Genomic DNA, 16272 nt, shown 5'->3' with positions numbered 1-16272 from the left:
ACTCATGAGTGATGAAGAAGAACCGGATTGCCCCGAATGTATAGAGGGGCTTCCTGCCTACATGGGAACATTTGCCGACTTGATGTCGCTATTGATGTGTTTCTTTGTATTGCTGCTGTCTTTTGCCGAAATGGATGTATTAAAGTTCAAACAGCTTGCAGGTTCAATGCGAGAAGCTTTTGGTGTGCAAAAGCAAATTGAAGCTAAGTCTATTCCGACTGGTACCTCCATTATTGCTCAAGAGTTCAGTCCTGGTAAGCCAGAACCTACACCCATTAATGAAGTGCGTCAGAAGGTAGATGAAAGGCCTGAAAATACACTTGAGGTTCTTTGTAAGCCTGGTGAATCTGAGTTAAATGAGAAAGAAGGTGCTGGTGCGCAAGGTCAACAACTTGTTGATAAATCTTCTGCTGATCTTGAGAGAGAAGAGCAAGTAAAACAAACAGAAGAAGATGCACAGCAAATATCCTCTGTTCTAAGGGAAGAAATCTCTAAAGGAACAGTAGAAGTTGAAACACAAGAGCGAACGATTACGATACGTCTGAAAGAAAAGGGCTCGTTTGAATCTGGTTCTGCCGAATTGAATTTTGACTTTATACCTATTATTGACATGATTCGTGATGTGTTAATTGGTATTGAAGGTACCATTGCGGTAGAAGGGCATACGGATAATATCCCAATCGTAAGTGGTCGATTTGGTTCTAACTGGCAGTTATCATCTGCCCGAGCTATCTCAGTAGCAGAAGAGTTATTTGCTACAGGTCAACTAGAGCAAAGCCGTTTTTCTGTAACAGGTTATGCTGATACTAGACCACTTGCACCTAATGATACTTTTTTTAACAGGGCAAGTAATCGTCGCGTTGAATTGATTATCAAGCAAAATGATCTATCGGCTGCTCGATTTAATAATGCTTTTGATAGCTTTAATAATGCTTTCCAAAACTCTGAAATCGAAGATAGCAATGATGATGCTGCTACTTTTGAGTTAACACCAGACGAAATATTCTAACTTAGAAGCTTGATGACGGATCATTAATTGGATACGTCATCAAGCAATTCTTGATACTCAGAGAGTTTATCTAGGATAGATTGCCTTTGAGCCTCATCAGCTAATCGCCAAACTTGCATCCATTCTTCTCTTTCTGAATAGTCACCTGAATCGGAAGGGGTCAATGTTTCCAACAAGAGTGCTTTTATTGCTTGTGACCTTGGCGTCTGCGCTTGCTTACTTGCTTCTTTAAAAGTGTCTAACCATGCTTGATTAGCGGCACGCCAGATAGGAGCTTGTACTTCTCTTTTTGCGTTGATGTTAGCCAGTATGTCTAATTGAGCTGGTTTTAATGTGCCATACCATTCCTCGAGCTCATCTTGCATCTTTTTGATTTTCTCATCAGAAGTGAGTGGCTTTTTATCCGAATTAACTTCTTTGTCGAGTGCTTCGACGATTTGGGTATATTGACTATCTGATAGGCTATTTAACAATGGTATTAAATGTGGACTAAGGTAAAACCTTACCTTACTCAAGAAAAGTCTGATTTGTTGACGATAATAGTTTGCCCTTTCATCTGTCATCGTCTGTTGAGCAATATCCTGTTTAAACTCTGCCAGTACCACCTTATATTTTTCTATCTCATTACTTCTATGCCAAGCAACAAAATGTTTTGTTACTTCTGAGAGATGCAATTTCTGAGACTTATCAAGGCTGACATAATCAGACGCGTACCAGAGCACCACATAATCTAGGTGTTTATAGGCGGTACTGCCCAGACTGCATGCCGTTAGGCTAATACTGAGAAAAATGATTAATAAAGTCTTCATGTTTGCTTTCCGTGGCTTTAACACATACTCCTTATCTTATCCTAAATGCTGTCGGAAATAGCTGAGATTTTATTCTGTTTTTGTTATTGTTGGCGGCATAATTATTGTGGGATAAGAAGATGATGCGAGTAGCAATTATTGGCGCTTCTGGGCGTATGGGTAAAAACTTAATTACGGCTGTAAATGATGCAACAGACTGTGTTTTAGGTGCTGCAATTGTTAAAGCTGGTAGCAGCTTAGTGGGAGCTGATGCTGGTGAAATCGCAGGTGTAGGTAAGCTTAATGTTGCTATGGTGGATTCTTTAGCGGCTTGTGTAAATGATTTTGATGTGCTGATTGACTTCACAACACCAGCATTAACGATAGAGAATGCACAATTTTGCGCTGCTAACCAAAAAGCTATCGTAGTAGGCACAACTGGATTAACTGAAGATGAGCAGGCTGCTCTTGATGAATGTGCTAAGCAAACTCAAGTCGTTTTTGCGCCTAATATGAGTGTTGGTGTTAACTTAACACTAAAACTGTTAGCGACTGCTGCTAAGATCCTAGGTGATGAGTATGATGTTGAAATAGTCGAAGCTCACCATAGACATAAAGTCGATTCACCCTCAGGTACCGCTATTAAAATGGGTGAAGTTGTCGCTGATGCACTGGGTCGTGATTTAAAAGAATGCGCAGTGTATGGCCGTGAAGGACAGATTGGCCCTAGAACCCAAAAAGAGATCGGCTTTGAAACGATTCGTGCAGGTGATGTAGTCGGTGATCATAGTGTTTGGTTTGCAACAGAAGGCGAACGTATCGAGATCGTACATAAAGCAAGTAGTCGCATGACTTTTGCCAAAGGTGCTGTGAGAGCCGCTGAGTGGCTTAAAGGTAAGTCTGCTGGTATGTATGACATGCAGGATGTTCTAGATCTCAAATAGCAGAGTAGCGCTATTCTTTAAGCAAAAAATGTCACAAAAAAGGCCGTATTCAATGAATACGGCCTTTTTTATTTTTATGACAGGTTTGGAGTGATTAACCTAACTTGTCTGAGGCAACACTATAACTTGGGTCTTCGATATAGTTAACTTCTACTAGGTTACCTGCTTTTTTAAGTAGTAGTTGGCATTCGCGACTTAAGTGTCTGATATGCAGGCGTTTACCCGCCTTCTCATACCTATCTGCTAAAGCATCAATTGCCTCAAGGCCAGAGTGGTCAGCAACACGTGAATGCATGAATTCAACCACGACATCATCTGGGTCGTTTTTAGGATCAAATAACTCCATGAAGTTACTTACTGAGCCGAAGAAAAGAGGACCGTCTAATTCATAAACTTTCCAGCCATTTTCATCAAGATAAGACTTGGTTTGAATGTGCTTTGCATGTTCCCAAGCAAATACCAGTGCCGCAACGATAACACCAACGAATACAGCAATGGCAAGGTCAGTGAATACTGTGACGGCTGAAACAAGTACGATAATAAATGCATCTTGTTTTGGTATTTTTTTGATGATTCTAAAGCTAGACCATTCAAATGTACCGATAACAACCATGAACATAACACCCACAAGGGCTGCTAGAGGAATTTGTTCAATTAAGAAGGCACCAAACAAAATAAATAGCATTAGGCCCACTGCTGCACTAATACCAGATAGTCGACCACGACCACCAGAATTAATGTTGATCATACTCTGGCCTATCATGGCACAACCACCCATACCGCCAAAGAAACCTGTCACTATGTTTGCAGAGCCTTGGGCAATACATTCTTTGTTGCCACGACCACGAGTTTCTGTCATTTCATCGATAAGACGTAATGTTAGCAGAGATTCAATCAGACCAATTGCTGCAAGAATGAAAGCGTAAGGCGCTATGATAGCCAGTGTTTCAAAGTTGAAAGGCACCATAGGAATAGAGAAACTTGGCAAACCACCCGCAATAGAGGCATTAATATCGCCTGTCATTGTGGCAACAAAATCAACTACTGTTCTTGCTTCGAGGTTCAAGAAGGTTGATAAGAAGGTAACAAAAACAATGGCTGCTAATGACGAAGGAATAGCTGTAGTGAACTTAGGTAAAAAGTGAATAATCGCCATAGTTAATGCGACTAGTCCTAGCATGATGTAAAGCTCAGAACCCTGCATCCATACTAGTGCACCTTCAGCATCAGGCACTTTAAACTGGCCTAATTGGGCTAAGAAAATGACAATAGCAAGGCCATTAACAAAACCAAGCATCACTGGGTAAGGTACGATACGAATGAACTTACCTAGATGTAATACCCCAGCAAGTACCTGAATGATCCCCATTAGGACAACAGTAGCGAATAGGTATTCAACCCCATGATTTGCTACTAAGGCGACCATGACGACAGCCAGCGCACCGGTTGCACCAGAAATCATACCTGGACGGCCACCAAATGCCGCCGTGATAAAACCAACAATAGCTGCAGCGTATAGGCCAACAAGTGGGGCAACACCAGCAACAAAAGCAAATGCAACAGCCTCTGGGACTAGAGCAAGTGCGACCGTAAGACCCGATAATAAATCGTTCTTAATATTCGATTTAGACATTTAGTCAGAATCCTGATTGAGTTAGGAAGGAAGGCCGATGATTTTAGTTCAGTTTTTAGTCTGCTTCATCTAAAAATTCAATATTTTCGGAGAAAAATAGGCCGAAAACCATCATCGTCGTAAATTTGGCGCAAGTTTATCAGATTGACATGAGTCATCCAAATGTCATTGTTCATTGGCGTAACTGATGGCCACCAACTTCTTTACTTGAGTACATGGCTATGTCGGCTTTATGGAGAATCGCTTCGGCGCTGTGGCCACTTTCTGGCCAGTTGGCCATGCCGACACTGACTTTAATATAGATTTGAATACCATTGATATCGACTGGTAAAGATAAGCTTTCAAGTAGGTTATCGGTTTGTTTAATTAAGTCTGCTTTATTAGTCGCTATCACGCAGAACTCATCACCGCCTACACGGGCCAGAAAACTGGACTCTAACGGTGAAAATACCAGAGTAAGTTGTTGTGAAAACTTAATTAAAACTTGATCGCCTATATGATGACCATGTTTATCGTTCACATTTTTAAAACCATCTAAATCAAAAAAGAGTAACGAGAAGGGGCGAAGGGCTTTTTGTTTGCAGAGTGCTTTAAGGTGTTTATTAAAGGAGGACCGGTTATTTAACTGAGTAATTGCATCAATATGAGCTTGCTGCCACATTTTTGTCTCATAATTTTTACGTTCTGTGATATCAAGTGCAACGCCATCCCAGTGCACTTCTCCCTTTTTAATAGAAGGTTGCCCAGATATCGATAGCCAATAAGTTTCGCCAACAAGGTTAATCGCTTCAATATCAAAGTGATAAGGCTGCATAGAGTGTGCTGATTTTCGCATGATTTTCAGTAGTTCTGGGAAAGCATCTACATTAAACGAGTTGATAAGCTCATGAACTCTTTGTTCCTGAGGCTTTTCTGCATTGGCATAAATATGCTCTAAGCCATAGCTTAAAAAGTAGGTGAGAATCGAACCTGAGGAGATGAGCTTGGATTGAAAAATCATGCCGGGTAAGTTGTCTGCAACTCTTTGTAGCAATAAGGTTTTATCATGCTCTTGTTGTTTTTTAAGCTGACGTTTCTGTTGTTCTACTTGATCTGATAAAGAGTTAAATGCGGTTGCAAGTTGATAAAATTCTGTCGTGCGTAACTTCTCTAAAGGGATTTTATTCTTTGAATGATGTATGTGTTTAGCTGCTGCAACAAAGGGTTGAATGGTATGGTCTAAATAACGCGCAAGCTTTTTAGCAATCAGAATATTCATCAATATTAAAGCTGCGACAAAAGCAAAATCTATGGAGAGAAACTCACCTGTAAAGTCTAAGATTTCAACTCTAATAAAAAGCCAAAGAAATAGGGCAGTAATAGGCAGGCAAGATAAAAGAGAGACGCTGACTAATACAAGCTTTTGTAATGGAATATGTGCTTTCGCCATTGCTTCTCTCTTTTACTTTTTAACTAGACCTTCTCCATAGCTTACTAAATACTTAATGTTTATGTGGAATTAAATTTAATGTGTTGCGGGATGCTTTTGTAGCTTTCGTTGCAATGTACGTCTATGCATGCCCAGTGCTCTTGCTGTTGCAGAAATATTGCCATTATTTTCTGCCATCACTCTATGGATATGTTCCCACTCTAATCTATCAACAGATAAAGGTTTGCTTGCTATGCTAACTTCTTCGGTGTTGTTGCCAAGTAGTGCAGCATAGATATCATCCCCAGAAGCAGGTTTGCATAAATAATCTTGTGCGCCTCGTTTAATCGCTTCAACGGTTGTAGGAATACTGGCATAGCCTGTTAACACAACAACTTTTAAGTCAGCCTGTATTTCAAGTAATTTGGTTAAAATGGCAAGGCCAGATTCTTGCTCCAGCTTTAAATCTAAAGTGGCATAGGTAAAGCTCTTTTCTTTTAAAGCTAGGCAAGCTTCGTCACCATTCATTGCTGTTGAAACCTCTAAACCTCGACGCTCCATAGCGCGTTTTAAGGTAGAGGTAAGTACTTCGTCATCGTCAATGATTAGCAGGTTCGTATTCATCTTATTAATTTGTTTTCCAAACAGGCTTATTGCTTCTCAGCAAAAGGAATTGTTATACGGGTTAAGGTGCCGCCTTCTTCGACGGGATAAAGGGCGACTGTGCCACCTCGTCTTGCAACAGAGGCATTAGAGAGGAAAAAGCCAATACCCATACCATCTTTAGTAGTAGTGAGCTGTTGCCCTAGACGTTCTAAAACTTGGTTAGAAATACCAGCGCCATGATCTTTTATAGTGAGAATAAACTCTTCAAGATTCCACTTAGCTTTAATTTCGATCGAATTAGGGTTCGCATCGGCAGCATTATTAAGAAGGTTTAAAAAAGCTTGGTCCAATGTTGGATCGACACGAATATAAGGCGACTCACCTGATTTAGCCTGATAATCAAGGCTGACATCAGGTCTTAATATGCGCCACTTATCTAGAATTTTTTCCATATATTGAGTCGCAAGTGTAATGTCATTGTGCCAGTGTTCATTAATTCTAGCCTCTTCAGATAGATTGCGAAGAATTTTAGTACAGTTATCTAGCTGGTTTTTTAATTGTAGAACATCTTGATGAGCTGTTTCATTGTCCTTTATCTCAACGATGAGCTCTTCAATAATTAATTTCATGCTATTTAAAGGTGTTCCCAGTTCGTGGGCTGTCCCTGCTGCATGGGTTGCAATAGCGAGTATTTGTTCGTCTTGTAGTAGGTGTTCACGGCTGTCAGATAACCAATTTTGTTGGCGCTTCATATAGCCCACTATGTGTGTGATAAAGCCGGCAATAAAGATGCTGCACATGACAAAGTTAAACCAGAGGGCAAATTGTGACAGGTTTAAGTTTTGATTTTCTTCAGTGAACTCTGGCAACGGGAGGTTATAAAGACTTAAAAAGCTAAAGGCAATAATCGCGCTGATAGCGACACAGGCAACATAATTTAAAGGCAAAACTACGGCAGCAATACTTAAGGGGACTAGAAAGTAAAAGATAAAGGGGTTATCACTACCGCCACTTAAATAAAAGATAGCACTGAGCTCAATGATATCTAATAGGATTTGAAACAAGTATGACTTATTACCGGGTAATTCAGGGTTACGTAGTTGTACCCATAGAATGCCATTGATTAAAGCATAAACGGCAATCACAGCCGCCATGACGGCAGTATGTTCGACACTATCGAAATATAGAAAGATGACAAGGACACAAACCGCTTGCCCCATTATGGCAATGGCTCTTAATTGAAGTAGAACTCGCCAATTATGTCTTGGTTCTAATGCTGGATTATCCATAACTTCCCCTCGAGTAGACTTGCCTAGTTGGATAGGTGTGAGAGCTAACTTCGTGTTTCAATTAAGTTATTATAAGCGAATTATGAAGGAGATGAAGAATTAGTATTCAGTTCTTAAGAAAAGGATGATGTTTGCAGGAATAGTTTGGATAAACCAAGCTTGGGTTAGTGTCTTACTAACCCAAGCTTGGTTTGGCTAGATTAGGACTCTAGCACTTGAGCAATTTCTGATCTTGGAATTGTGCCGACCAACTTACCATCCTTACAGGTAACAGGTAGAGCAAAGTTATGACCCAAGGCTTCAGGGATAGCTGATTGCAATGATTGGGTTGGAGATACGCTAGGAACCTTGATTAAAAGCTCATCACAGCATATGTCCGCGTTACTATCATTCGCTGCGGCTTGCTCTAATTGAGAGCGAGTAACGACACCTTGATAACCTTCATTATTACAAACGAAACCATATTCTTGTTGGCTAGCGTTTAATGAATTGATGGCTGACTCAACACTCTGTGATTCCAATGTATTGTTGACGTTTTGCATTAGGGTTTGTGTGCTTAGTGCTCGTGCACGGTTAACGTCTTTAACAAAAGCCTCAACATAGTCATCAGCAGGGCTGAGTAAGATATCAACTGGTTTACCAACTTGAGATAGAATGCCATCTTTTAAGATAGCGATACGATCGCCGATACGTAATGCTTCATCTAAATCATGGGTGATAAAGATAATTGTCTTTTTCAGTTTTGCTTGTAGCTCGATCAATTGATCTTGCATCTCACTACGGATCAAGGGATCAAGTGCTGAGAATGCTTCATCCATCAAGAGAATTTCAGCATTAGTACATAAGGCTCTGGCAAGTCCAACCCTTTGTTGCTGACCACCTGATAGCTGTGCTGGATATTGATCACCATAGCCGGCTAAACCTACGGTTTCTAGCCACTGGCTTGCACTTGCTAAACGCTCTGTTTTATCAACGTTCTGAATGGCCAAACCATACGCAACATTATCAAGTACAGTGCGGTGTGGCATTAGGCCAAAGTGTTGGAATACCATAGACATTTTGTGACGACGAAATTGAATCAATTCATCATCCGAAAGCTTCATGATGTCTTCACCTTCAACTTTAATTTGCCCTTCTGTCGGGTCAATTAAGCGGTTGAAGTGTCGTATCATGGTCGATTTACCTGAGCCAGATAGACCCATAATAACAAAAATTTCACCACGTTTTACATCAAGATTAATGTCTCTTAGGCCGACCGTATGGCCTGTTTCAGCAAGCACTTCATCTTTACTTTTGCCTGCTTTAACCATAGGCAATACAGACTTAGCTTTGTTGCCAAATACTTGATACAAACCACTAATTTCGATCAGAGTTTCGTTGTCTTCTGTTGAGGCCTTATTTAAATCAGTCATTATTCATGCCTCCTAGGTGTTTTTGAGTGCGTTTTGCATAGGTTTGAGATACTCGGTCGAAGATGATTGCCAATGCAACTATGGCTAAACCATTGAATAAACCTAGGGTGAAATATTGGTTAGTAATAGATTTTAGAACCGGCTGCCCTAAACCTTTAACCCCTATCATGGAAGCCACAACAACCATGGCAAGTGCCATCATAATGGTTTGGTTGATACCGGCCATGATAGTCGGCATAGCAAGAGGAAGCTGGATGCCAAATAATCTTTGTTTAGCTGTGGCTCCAAATGCAGTTGCCGCTTCAAGGGTTTCTTTGTTAACTAGGCGAATCCCTAAGTTAGTTAATCGAATAACAGGTGGAACAGCATAGATAATTACCGCGATAACCCCTGGGATTTTACCTATACCCAATAGCATAACAACAGGGATGAGATAAACGAATGCTGGCATGGTTTGCATGACATCGAGTATGGGAGTGACTATAGCTTGTACTCGATTAGAGCGAGACATGAGTATGCCAGTAGGTATGCCTATACCAATAGAAAGTAAGGTACAGACAGTAATAATACTGAGTGTTCGCATTGTGTCATCCCACATGCCTAATACGCCAATGGCGATTAGAGAGGCAAAGACACCTGTGCAAAGTTTCCAAGAACGGCTTGCTCCATATACGATCGCAAGGATTACGCCTATGGTTAGCCACCAAGGAGAGGCAATAAGGAGCTTTTCAAACCAAATTAAAAATGTAAGGAGAGGGTCAAAAAGGCTTTCAATAGTATCGCCGTAATTGCGAGAGAATTCCCTATAAGCACCATCGAGAGTTTTACGGATGGCAATCAGATCGCCACGTTCTAGTTGTGGAAATTTACTTAACCAAGAAGTATCTGACATAGTGAATGTCGCCTCGTTTATCTTGTTGCAAAAAAACTATTTATAGCCTCTACCTAACTCAGTTAGGTAGAGGAGACTAGCGTATTTAAGATTAGTTTAATGAAGCTTTAATCTTGCTAGCTACATCAGCAGAAACCCATGTAGTCCACATTTCTTCATTATTTTTTAGGAAGTATTCAGCAGCAATTTCACCGTCTGCTTGGTTGTGCTCCATCCAAGCCAACAATACATTCATTTTATTGTTGGTAAATGAACGCTTGGTGAAATAATCATAGGCAGCAGGTTCGCGTTTAGCGAAGTCTTCGGTTGTCATAGTTTTAACTGGTGCTGGTGGCCACATGCTTGGGCGAGGCTCAAGGCAGTCTTCTTGTGTCAGACAAGTCGTGAAGTGTTCTTCATCAATGCCTGAACCAAAATCAACTTTCACCATTTCATACTTACCTAGAACGGCAGTAGGTGCCCAGTAGTAACCTAACCAACCTTGTCCACGCTCATAAGCACGTGCAATAGCACCAGATAAACCTGCAGAAGAACCTGGATCGATAATATCAAAGCCTGCTTCTTCCATGCCTAATGCAACATAAAGGTTGTTAGTAGAGATTTGGCAGTTCCAGCCAGCAGGGCAGCTATATAGAGCGCCTAGGCTGTCGTCTTCAGGGTGCTTAAATAGTTGAGGGTTTTTTAATACGCCTTCAATAGTCGCTAAAGAGCTGTCCATTTCGACTAGATACTTAGGTACCCAGAAACCTTCTTCACCACCGTCTGATAAAGAGTTACCTGCAAAACGTAAACGTTTATCATCGACACCTTTTTGTAGGGCATCACGCATGGCGTTACTCCACATTTCTGGTGCCACATCCGGCTCGCCTTTTTCAATCATGGAAGCACCTGTTGGCATAGTATCGCCAGGGATCAGTTCGATCTCGCAACCATAACCTTCTTCGAGGATGTATTTATCAATATTCGCCATCAAAGAGGCTGAGTTCCAGTTCATATCAGCGATTGTAATCTCACCACATGAATCGGCAGCAAAACTTGCAGAACTTAATAAGACCATAGCTCCAGCGACAAAAGTTTGTTTATGCATAGAGGGGTACCTTTTTTGTTTAATTGTTCTATTTAAGGAGATGATTAGTGTTCAAAACATTGAATAGTTTACATCTCTAATTATTAGTGCGCAAATTAATTCAGTAAACGGGCAAGACGTTGTTTGTTAAAGGTTAGTCGTGATTGGGTAAGTTTTGATCAAATAAAAAAAAGCCCTTAAAAATAAGGGCTTTTTTGTTGAGTCTTAAAATGAGAAATGCTATTTAAAAAGTATCGCTTGAAACTTCACTTAATGGGGCTGTGTCGATGTTTTCTGCATCCATCATGCTGGCGATTCTTTGTAGGGTGGAAAGAATTTGATTTTTTTCCCAACTTTCTAAATCTTCAAAGCGGTCTATAAACTTCTCATTTAATAAAGGTGGTGCATTATCTAACATGCAACGACCTTCTTCTGTTAGGCGTGCATTGACAATTCGTTTGTCTTTCTGGGCTCTAACTCGCTCTACTAACACCCTGTCCTCTAAGCGATTAAGGATAGTTGTGACTGTTGCTTGGCTTAATGAGACATTATCTGAGATGCGTTTTACTGTCACATCCCCTAATTCATGGATAGCACTCAATACCATAATTTGGGGTATGGTAAGGCCGCACTTCTTAACAACCCGCTTGGATTGCAAATCAGTCGCTCTTATTACTCGGCGTAAGTTAATAAGCACATCATGTAATTGTTGTGAATCAGGCATAATTACTTTCTATACAGCTTAAGATGAGTGTTAAAAATAGTTCGCGGATTATAGGGCTTTGTGCGAACGGTGCAATAGATTTTAGAGCTAATAAAAACATTCAATTCTAATGATTAGATATCAAAATATTATAGTCGTAACTAAATTTATTCAAATGCGGATAAAATGTAAATAACATTTAATCATTCTTGCTAATTTAACTTAAGCTTTCTCTTAATTAGGTAGGTTTGTTATAGGCTCTGAGGCGGGAAGGCTTAATTGCAATTCCCTTAAAAGAGCAGACTAAGAAGAGATGACTTAATCGCTGCTTCCCTTAGCTATTAGGCTGATTAAGAAAATCCATTATCTATATAGGGTTTTGTCTACTAGTATTAATTATCACAGGCAGGGGCAGGAGTAAGTGATAATGGAATTAAAACAATCTGAACAAGAAACCAAGCAAGAAGGCTTTAGATTTTTAAACGGCTTAGTGGATGTGTTAATACAAAGTTACGAAAGCTATGCCATGAAATAACCTCTTATTTACACTATAAATATGGGTTAACTTTAAAAACAAAAAAGCCCCAAGCTTATACAAGCTTGGGGCTTTAAAATGCGTAGTAGGTATTTATTTAAGGTTTAAAACAAATACGATACTTACTGCAATAGGCGCTACGAAACGTACTGTAAACATCCATACTGTATGAAGGCTTTCAGAGATAGCTGTTTCTTCAAGGCTGACTTTCTTAGATACAACCCAACCTGCAAATAGTGCAGTCAAAATACCACCTAACGGTAGCATGATGTTAGCTGTTGCATAATCAAGAAGATCGAACATGTTCTTACCGAACAGTTTGAACTCAGACCATTCGTTAAAGGCTAGTAGGCAAGAAATACCAATTGCCCAAACGATTACACCAAGAATAATTGATGCTTTAACACGAGACCATTTTAGTTTTTCTACTAGGTAAGCAACTGTTGGCTCAAGTAGAGAGATAGCTGATGTCCAAGCTGCTACACCGACTAGTAAGAAGAACATGAAGCCAAATATTTGACCACCAGGCATCTGACCGAAGGCAACGGGTAAACTAACAAACATCAAGCCTGGGCCTGCACCTGGGTCCATGTTGTTGGCAAAGATGATTGGGAAAATAGCTAGGCCAGCAATCAAAGCAACAACAGTATCAAGTACAGCAATGGTGATTACTGTATTACCGATAGAGGCTTTTTTCGGCATATAAGCACCGTATGCCATTATGGTACCCATACCTAGTGATAGGGTGAAGAAAGAGTGGCCAAGAGCAATTAGTACCGCATCCCAAGATAGTTCACTTGCATCGAAATGGAACATGAAGTCAAAGCCTTCAGCGAAACCATCAGTCGTTGCAGAGTAACCAAGCAAGATAATAAGTAATACAAACAGAGCTGGCATCAAGATACGTGTAGCACGCTCTAGACCCTTATTTACACCACCGATAACAACCACAACTGTCATAATGGCAAACACTGTGTGCCAAAGTAGCATGGTTTTAGGATCGCCTAGTAAACCGTTAAAGATCTCTCCGGCTTTGTCAGAGCTTGCACCTACAAATTCACCGCTTCCCATTAGGGCGATATAATGAAGTACCCAACCCGCTACAACAGAGTAGAATGAGAAAATCATCACACCCGCTAGCATGCCCATTAGGCCAAGAATAGACCAGTTAGTAGACTTGTTTGCTTCTTTAGCGAGTTCAGTGATCGCATTGATTGGGCTTTTACGTGCACGGCGGCCGATAAAAACTTCCGCCATCATGATAGGCACGCCCACGAGAAGAATACATACTAGGTACATAAGTACGAATGCGCCACCGCCATTCTCACCAGTGATGTAAGGGAATTTCCAGATATTACCTAGGCCAACAGCAGAACCTGTTGCCGCCAAAATAAAGATCCAACGGCTCGCCCATGTGCCGTGTATAGATTGTTTTTCTTGCATAGTTATCTCAACTTATTATCAGTTATCTCATTTTTATATATGAGTTTTTAAGGTTGCAGCAAATCAGCTAAAGCTAAAATCAAGGTGTGACATTCCCACATGACACGCTGTTTTTAGCACCCTTTATGGGGGGCTTTATGTGCAGGACGGCGATTATTTCAAAAACACGCTCTAATAAGCAACATCTATCTAGAGGATAGCGCTCAGTTTTTGTGCATTTGTAGAGAAAATGACGTTATATTCGGTATTTTAAGAAACTTTTGATCAAATTTTGTACTTTTTAAGGAGTTTGGTTAACGCCTCTGTCAGCTCTGTTGGAATTACGTCAGGTGTTGCATAGCAAGCTTGCTCTAATAGCCCTGCCGTTTGGGTGATATCGTGGAAACCAAAGTTACCACCGCTACCTTTTAGTGCATGGGCTAGGCGTGCTAATTGTGAGGTGTCTTGAGTCTTTATTGTTGCATCTATATCGTCGATATATTGCTGTAGGCTTTGTTGGTAGGTGTGAGTTAAAGCATCTAATTCAGCTGAATCAATTTCAATGTTTTCAGTATGGCTTTGAACATCAAGATATTGCGCTAATATCTCGTCTAGTTTACTTCTATCTATTGGTTTAGCTAACCAAGCATTAAAGCCTAGTTCTAATAAATGGCTTACTTCGTGATCAAAAACCTGAGCCGTAAAAGCTATGATAGGTGTTTCACAAGCTGTGGAGCGTATTAACTCTAATGCCTCTATCCCATCCATAACAGGCATTTGAATATCAAGGAAAATTAAATCGAATTCTTGCTCTAGCGTTGCTTGTAATGCTAATTCGCCGTTTTCAGCGGTACAGACCTTGTGTCCCATTTTTTCTAATAATAACTGCATAATTTGGCGGTTATCTGGGTTGTCGTCAGCACACAATATAAGTTTGTGGTTTTTAATTTCGGATAGGTTGCCTAATTGAAAGGAGAGTTCAAGGCTTGTTTCGCTCTTTGTGATTGTTATTGCATCAATGGCAACGCTGCTTTGTGTTAACTTCTCCATGCTTTCGCCTTGCCAGATAACGTCGGATAAGTTTTCTATGCTAAGGCTCGCATTAAGTGAGTCGATTGCTTGAAACTGGAGTGTGCTTGTTGAGGTTGAATAGCTCTCTAGATGAATTTGAATAATAGCGATAAAGAGTCTTTGCCAGTCATCACCTTGAGAGGTTTCACACAAGTCAAAAACTTCTTGTCCACTTATTTTAAGCGCTATCTCAGCGCGCTTTGCCTTCTTACTTAAACGTCTTTCACACTTGTCTAAAATCTCAAGAATCTTGCTCGCCATAAGAATTACTTCCTGCCATATTTTTTTAAAATAAAGTCAATTTTATTCAAGGTAAAAGGCTTCACTAAGAAGGCTTTAGCGCCTAGTTTCTTCGCTTTAACAATGTTCTCAACCGTATTGTTAGCAGAAAACATGACTATCGTTGTGCTGGGTGAAAGCTGTAAGAATTTAGGGATAAGTGTCGTGCCTTGTTGGTCAGGCAAGTCGATATCCAGAAAAATAATATCTGGCCTTAAGTAGGTCATGGTGCGAAGTGCTTGTTTAGCATTGGCTGCATCGTGAATTTCATAAGTGCCTAGATGATGCAGTGACTGTTTTAAAAACTGTCTTACAGAAGAAACATCATCAACAATTAATATGGAGCTTTCGACTTTACGATGCATATAGCGCCCTAACAGGATCAAATTTCAATATAAGTATCTGGGGAAGGCATGATTGACTATCTTATTAGTCGTTTATCTATTCACTTGTTTGAACAGATTATTAGAGTTTAGCCTTCCCTAGATCTTTCCGTTTATCCATGAGGATAATGAAGACATTAGTTTAGCTAAAAAAAATCCATAATAATGCCTATTAACTTAGCATTATTATGGATTTATGGAGGATTTTCTGGTTTTTCGCTTAGGTCTTATGCACCAACAGCAAGAAAAACACCAGATAGCGCAATCAGGCTACCTGTCATACGAGAGACAAGCTTTTGGTTAAGAGGCTCAATTGCTTTATTAAATGCCACACCAATTAGGTGGAAGAAGATTGAAGCAGCAGCGAACCCCATGGCAAAGCCTGTTGCGTGTGCATCAGCAGGTAGTTCCATTCCGTGAGCGGCGCCATGGAAAAAAGCAAATACAGCCACTAAACCACTACTAAATACCAAAGGTAGGCGAGCAGAAAAGGCCAGTACTAATCCTAAAAAGATAACAGAGGCAATGATACCTTGTTCAATATAAGGAATACTCATGCCAGCGATGGCTAAGCCAAAGCCAATAATCATAGTCCCAACAAAGGCGAACGGCGCGGCAAAAATAGCTTTACCACCTAAACGCGCACCCCAAAGGCCAACTGCAAACATGGCAATTAGATGATCAAATCCCATCATAGGGTGAAGGAAACCTGACATAAAAGGCATGCTAGCCTCATGGCCTGAGTGTGCAAAAGCACCAGATGTTATGCTGGCTAATGCAGCAACCACAAGAAAGTGACTCTTTCTCATTGGGGAATTCTCCATAATAAAGT

Annotated in this window: 15 protein-coding genes; 2 read left to right on the top strand and 13 right to left on the bottom strand. The window is 40.4% G+C overall.

Annotated features, from left to right (window positions below; translation table 11 throughout):
• Positions 1–4: 4 nt before the first annotated feature.
• The gene (locus TW85_RS13465; protein WP_046017651.1) at positions 5–1009 is read left to right on the top strand and encodes a flagellar motor protein MotB; all 1005 of its coding nucleotides are present in this window, start codon (positions 5–7) and stop codon (positions 1007–1009) included.
• Between the two features lie 23 nt (positions 1010–1032).
• Here the strand turns inward: TW85_RS13465 and TW85_RS13460 are convergent, their stop codons facing one another.
• Entirely contained in the window at positions 1033–1818 is a 786-nt protein-coding gene (locus TW85_RS13460) for a DUF6279 family lipoprotein (protein WP_046017650.1), read from the bottom strand.
• Between the two features lie 122 nt (positions 1819–1940).
• Between TW85_RS13460 and dapB the strand changes: the two genes are divergently transcribed.
• Complete coding sequence (gene dapB, locus TW85_RS13455; RefSeq protein WP_046017744.1) at positions 1941–2741, top strand: 4-hydroxy-tetrahydrodipicolinate reductase; 801 nt, start codon at positions 1941–1943, stop codon at positions 2739–2741.
• Between the two features lie 94 nt (positions 2742–2835).
• Here the strand turns inward: dapB and TW85_RS13450 are convergent, their stop codons facing one another.
• The 12 genes from TW85_RS13450 to TW85_RS13395 all read right to left on the bottom strand — a co-directional run bounded on the left by TW85_RS13450 (position 2836) and on the right by TW85_RS13395 (position 16249).
• On the bottom strand, positions 2836–4374 hold the full coding sequence (locus TW85_RS13450; RefSeq protein WP_046017649.1) for a SulP family inorganic anion transporter: 1539 nt from the start codon (positions 4372–4374) through the stop codon (positions 2836–2838).
• 172 nt (positions 4375–4546) lie between these two features.
• On the bottom strand, positions 4547–5803 hold the full coding sequence (locus TW85_RS13445) for a GGDEF domain-containing protein (RefSeq protein ID WP_046017648.1): 1257 nt from the start codon (positions 5801–5803) through the stop codon (positions 4547–4549).
• A 75-nt stretch (positions 5804–5878) separates the two neighbouring features.
• Entirely contained in the window at positions 5879–6406 is a 528-nt protein-coding gene (locus TW85_RS13440; RefSeq protein WP_046017647.1) for a response regulator transcription factor, read from the bottom strand.
• A gap of 26 nt (positions 6407–6432) precedes the next feature.
• Positions 6433–7677, bottom strand: coding sequence for an ATP-binding protein (locus tag TW85_RS13435; protein WP_046017646.1), 1245 nt, complete (start codon positions 7675–7677; stop codon positions 6433–6435).
• A 200-nt stretch (positions 7678–7877) separates the two neighbouring features.
• The gene (locus tag TW85_RS13430) at positions 7878–9089 is read right to left on the bottom strand and encodes a glycine betaine/L-proline ABC transporter ATP-binding protein (RefSeq protein WP_046017645.1); all 1212 of its coding nucleotides are present in this window, start codon (positions 9087–9089) and stop codon (positions 7878–7880) included.
• Positions 9082–9981 carry a proline/glycine betaine ABC transporter permease gene (locus tag TW85_RS13425; protein ID WP_046017644.1) on the bottom strand — a complete coding sequence of 300 codons (900 nt, stop codon included), beginning with the start codon at positions 9979–9981 and terminating at the stop codon, positions 9082–9084. Before TW85_RS13425 ends, TW85_RS13430 begins: the two co-directional genes overlap by 8 nt.
• A 91-nt stretch (positions 9982–10072) precedes the next feature.
• The gene (locus TW85_RS13420; protein WP_046017643.1) at positions 10073–11068 is read right to left on the bottom strand and encodes an ABC transporter substrate-binding protein; all 996 of its coding nucleotides are present in this window, start codon (positions 11066–11068) and stop codon (positions 10073–10075) included.
• 223 nt (positions 11069–11291) lie between these two features.
• A complete protein-coding gene (locus TW85_RS13415; RefSeq protein ID WP_046017642.1) occupies positions 11292–11771 on the bottom strand; it encodes a MarR family transcriptional regulator in 480 nt (159 codons plus the stop codon).
• A gap of 607 nt (positions 11772–12378) precedes the next feature.
• Positions 12379–13728 (bottom strand): sodium-dependent transporter, encoded by a 1350-nt coding sequence (locus tag TW85_RS13410; RefSeq protein ID WP_046017641.1) that lies wholly within the window; start codon positions 13726–13728, stop codon positions 12379–12381.
• A gap of 264 nt (positions 13729–13992) precedes the next feature.
• Positions 13993–15039 (bottom strand): response regulator, encoded by a 1047-nt coding sequence (locus tag TW85_RS13405; RefSeq protein WP_046017640.1) that lies wholly within the window; start codon positions 15037–15039, stop codon positions 13993–13995.
• Positions 15040–15044: 5 nt separating this feature from the next.
• Positions 15045–15422, bottom strand: a complete 378-nt coding sequence (locus tag TW85_RS13400; RefSeq protein WP_046017639.1) for a response regulator — start codon at positions 15420–15422, stop codon at positions 15045–15047.
• A gap of 245 nt (positions 15423–15667) precedes the next feature.
• Positions 15668–16249 carry a HupE/UreJ family protein gene (locus TW85_RS13395; RefSeq protein ID WP_046017638.1) on the bottom strand — a complete coding sequence of 194 codons (582 nt, stop codon included), beginning with the start codon at positions 16247–16249 and terminating at the stop codon, positions 15668–15670.
• Between the last annotated feature and the right edge of the window lie 23 nt (positions 16250–16272).

Source organism: Marinomonas sp. S3726 (genome assembly GCF_000967665.1).
Taxonomy (GTDB): Bacteria; Pseudomonadota; Gammaproteobacteria; order Pseudomonadales; family Marinomonadaceae; genus Marinomonas.
The sequence above is the reverse complement of the archived record's forward strand: the minus strand, read 5'-3'. Positions and strand labels throughout refer to the sequence as shown.

Excerpts from the sequence above, each read along its gene's own strand:
- TW85_RS13465 (WP_046017651.1), top strand. The coding sequence starts at position 5 with ATGAGTGATGAAGAAGAACCGGATTGCCCCGAATGTATAGAGGGGCTT.
- TW85_RS13460 (WP_046017650.1), bottom strand. The coding sequence starts at position 1,818 with ATGAAGACTTTATTAATCATTTTTCTCAGTATTAGCCTAACGGCATGC.
- dapB (WP_046017744.1), top strand. The coding sequence starts at position 1,941 with ATGCGAGTAGCAATTATTGGCGCTTCTGGGCGTATGGGTAAAAACTTA.
- TW85_RS13450 (WP_046017649.1), bottom strand. The coding sequence starts at position 4,374 with ATGTCTAAATCGAATATTAAGAACGATTTATTATCGGGTCTTACGGTC.
- TW85_RS13445 (WP_046017648.1), bottom strand. The coding sequence starts at position 5,803 with ATGGCGAAAGCACATATTCCATTACAAAAGCTTGTATTAGTCAGCGTC.
- TW85_RS13440 (WP_046017647.1), bottom strand. The coding sequence starts at position 6,406 with ATGAATACGAACCTGCTAATCATTGACGATGACGAAGTACTTACCTCT.
- TW85_RS13435 (WP_046017646.1), bottom strand. The coding sequence starts at position 7,677 with ATGGATAATCCAGCATTAGAACCAAGACATAATTGGCGAGTTCTACTT.
- TW85_RS13430 (WP_046017645.1), bottom strand. The coding sequence starts at position 9,089 with ATGACTGATTTAAATAAGGCCTCAACAGAAGACAACGAAACTCTGATC.
- TW85_RS13425 (WP_046017644.1), bottom strand. The coding sequence starts at position 9,981 with ATGTCAGATACTTCTTGGTTAAGTAAATTTCCACAACTAGAACGTGGC.
- TW85_RS13420 (WP_046017643.1), bottom strand. The coding sequence starts at position 11,068 with ATGCATAAACAAACTTTTGTCGCTGGAGCTATGGTCTTATTAAGTTCT.
- TW85_RS13415 (WP_046017642.1), bottom strand. The coding sequence starts at position 11,771 with ATGCCTGATTCACAACAATTACATGATGTGCTTATTAACTTACGCCGA.
- TW85_RS13410 (WP_046017641.1), bottom strand. The coding sequence starts at position 13,728 with ATGCAAGAAAAACAATCTATACACGGCACATGGGCGAGCCGTTGGATC.
- TW85_RS13405 (WP_046017640.1), bottom strand. The coding sequence starts at position 15,039 with ATGGCGAGCAAGATTCTTGAGATTTTAGACAAGTGTGAAAGACGTTTA.
- TW85_RS13400 (WP_046017639.1), bottom strand. The coding sequence starts at position 15,422 with ATGCATCGTAAAGTCGAAAGCTCCATATTAATTGTTGATGATGTTTCT.
- TW85_RS13395 (WP_046017638.1), bottom strand. The coding sequence starts at position 16,249 with ATGAGAAAGAGTCACTTTCTTGTGGTTGCTGCATTAGCCAGCATAACA.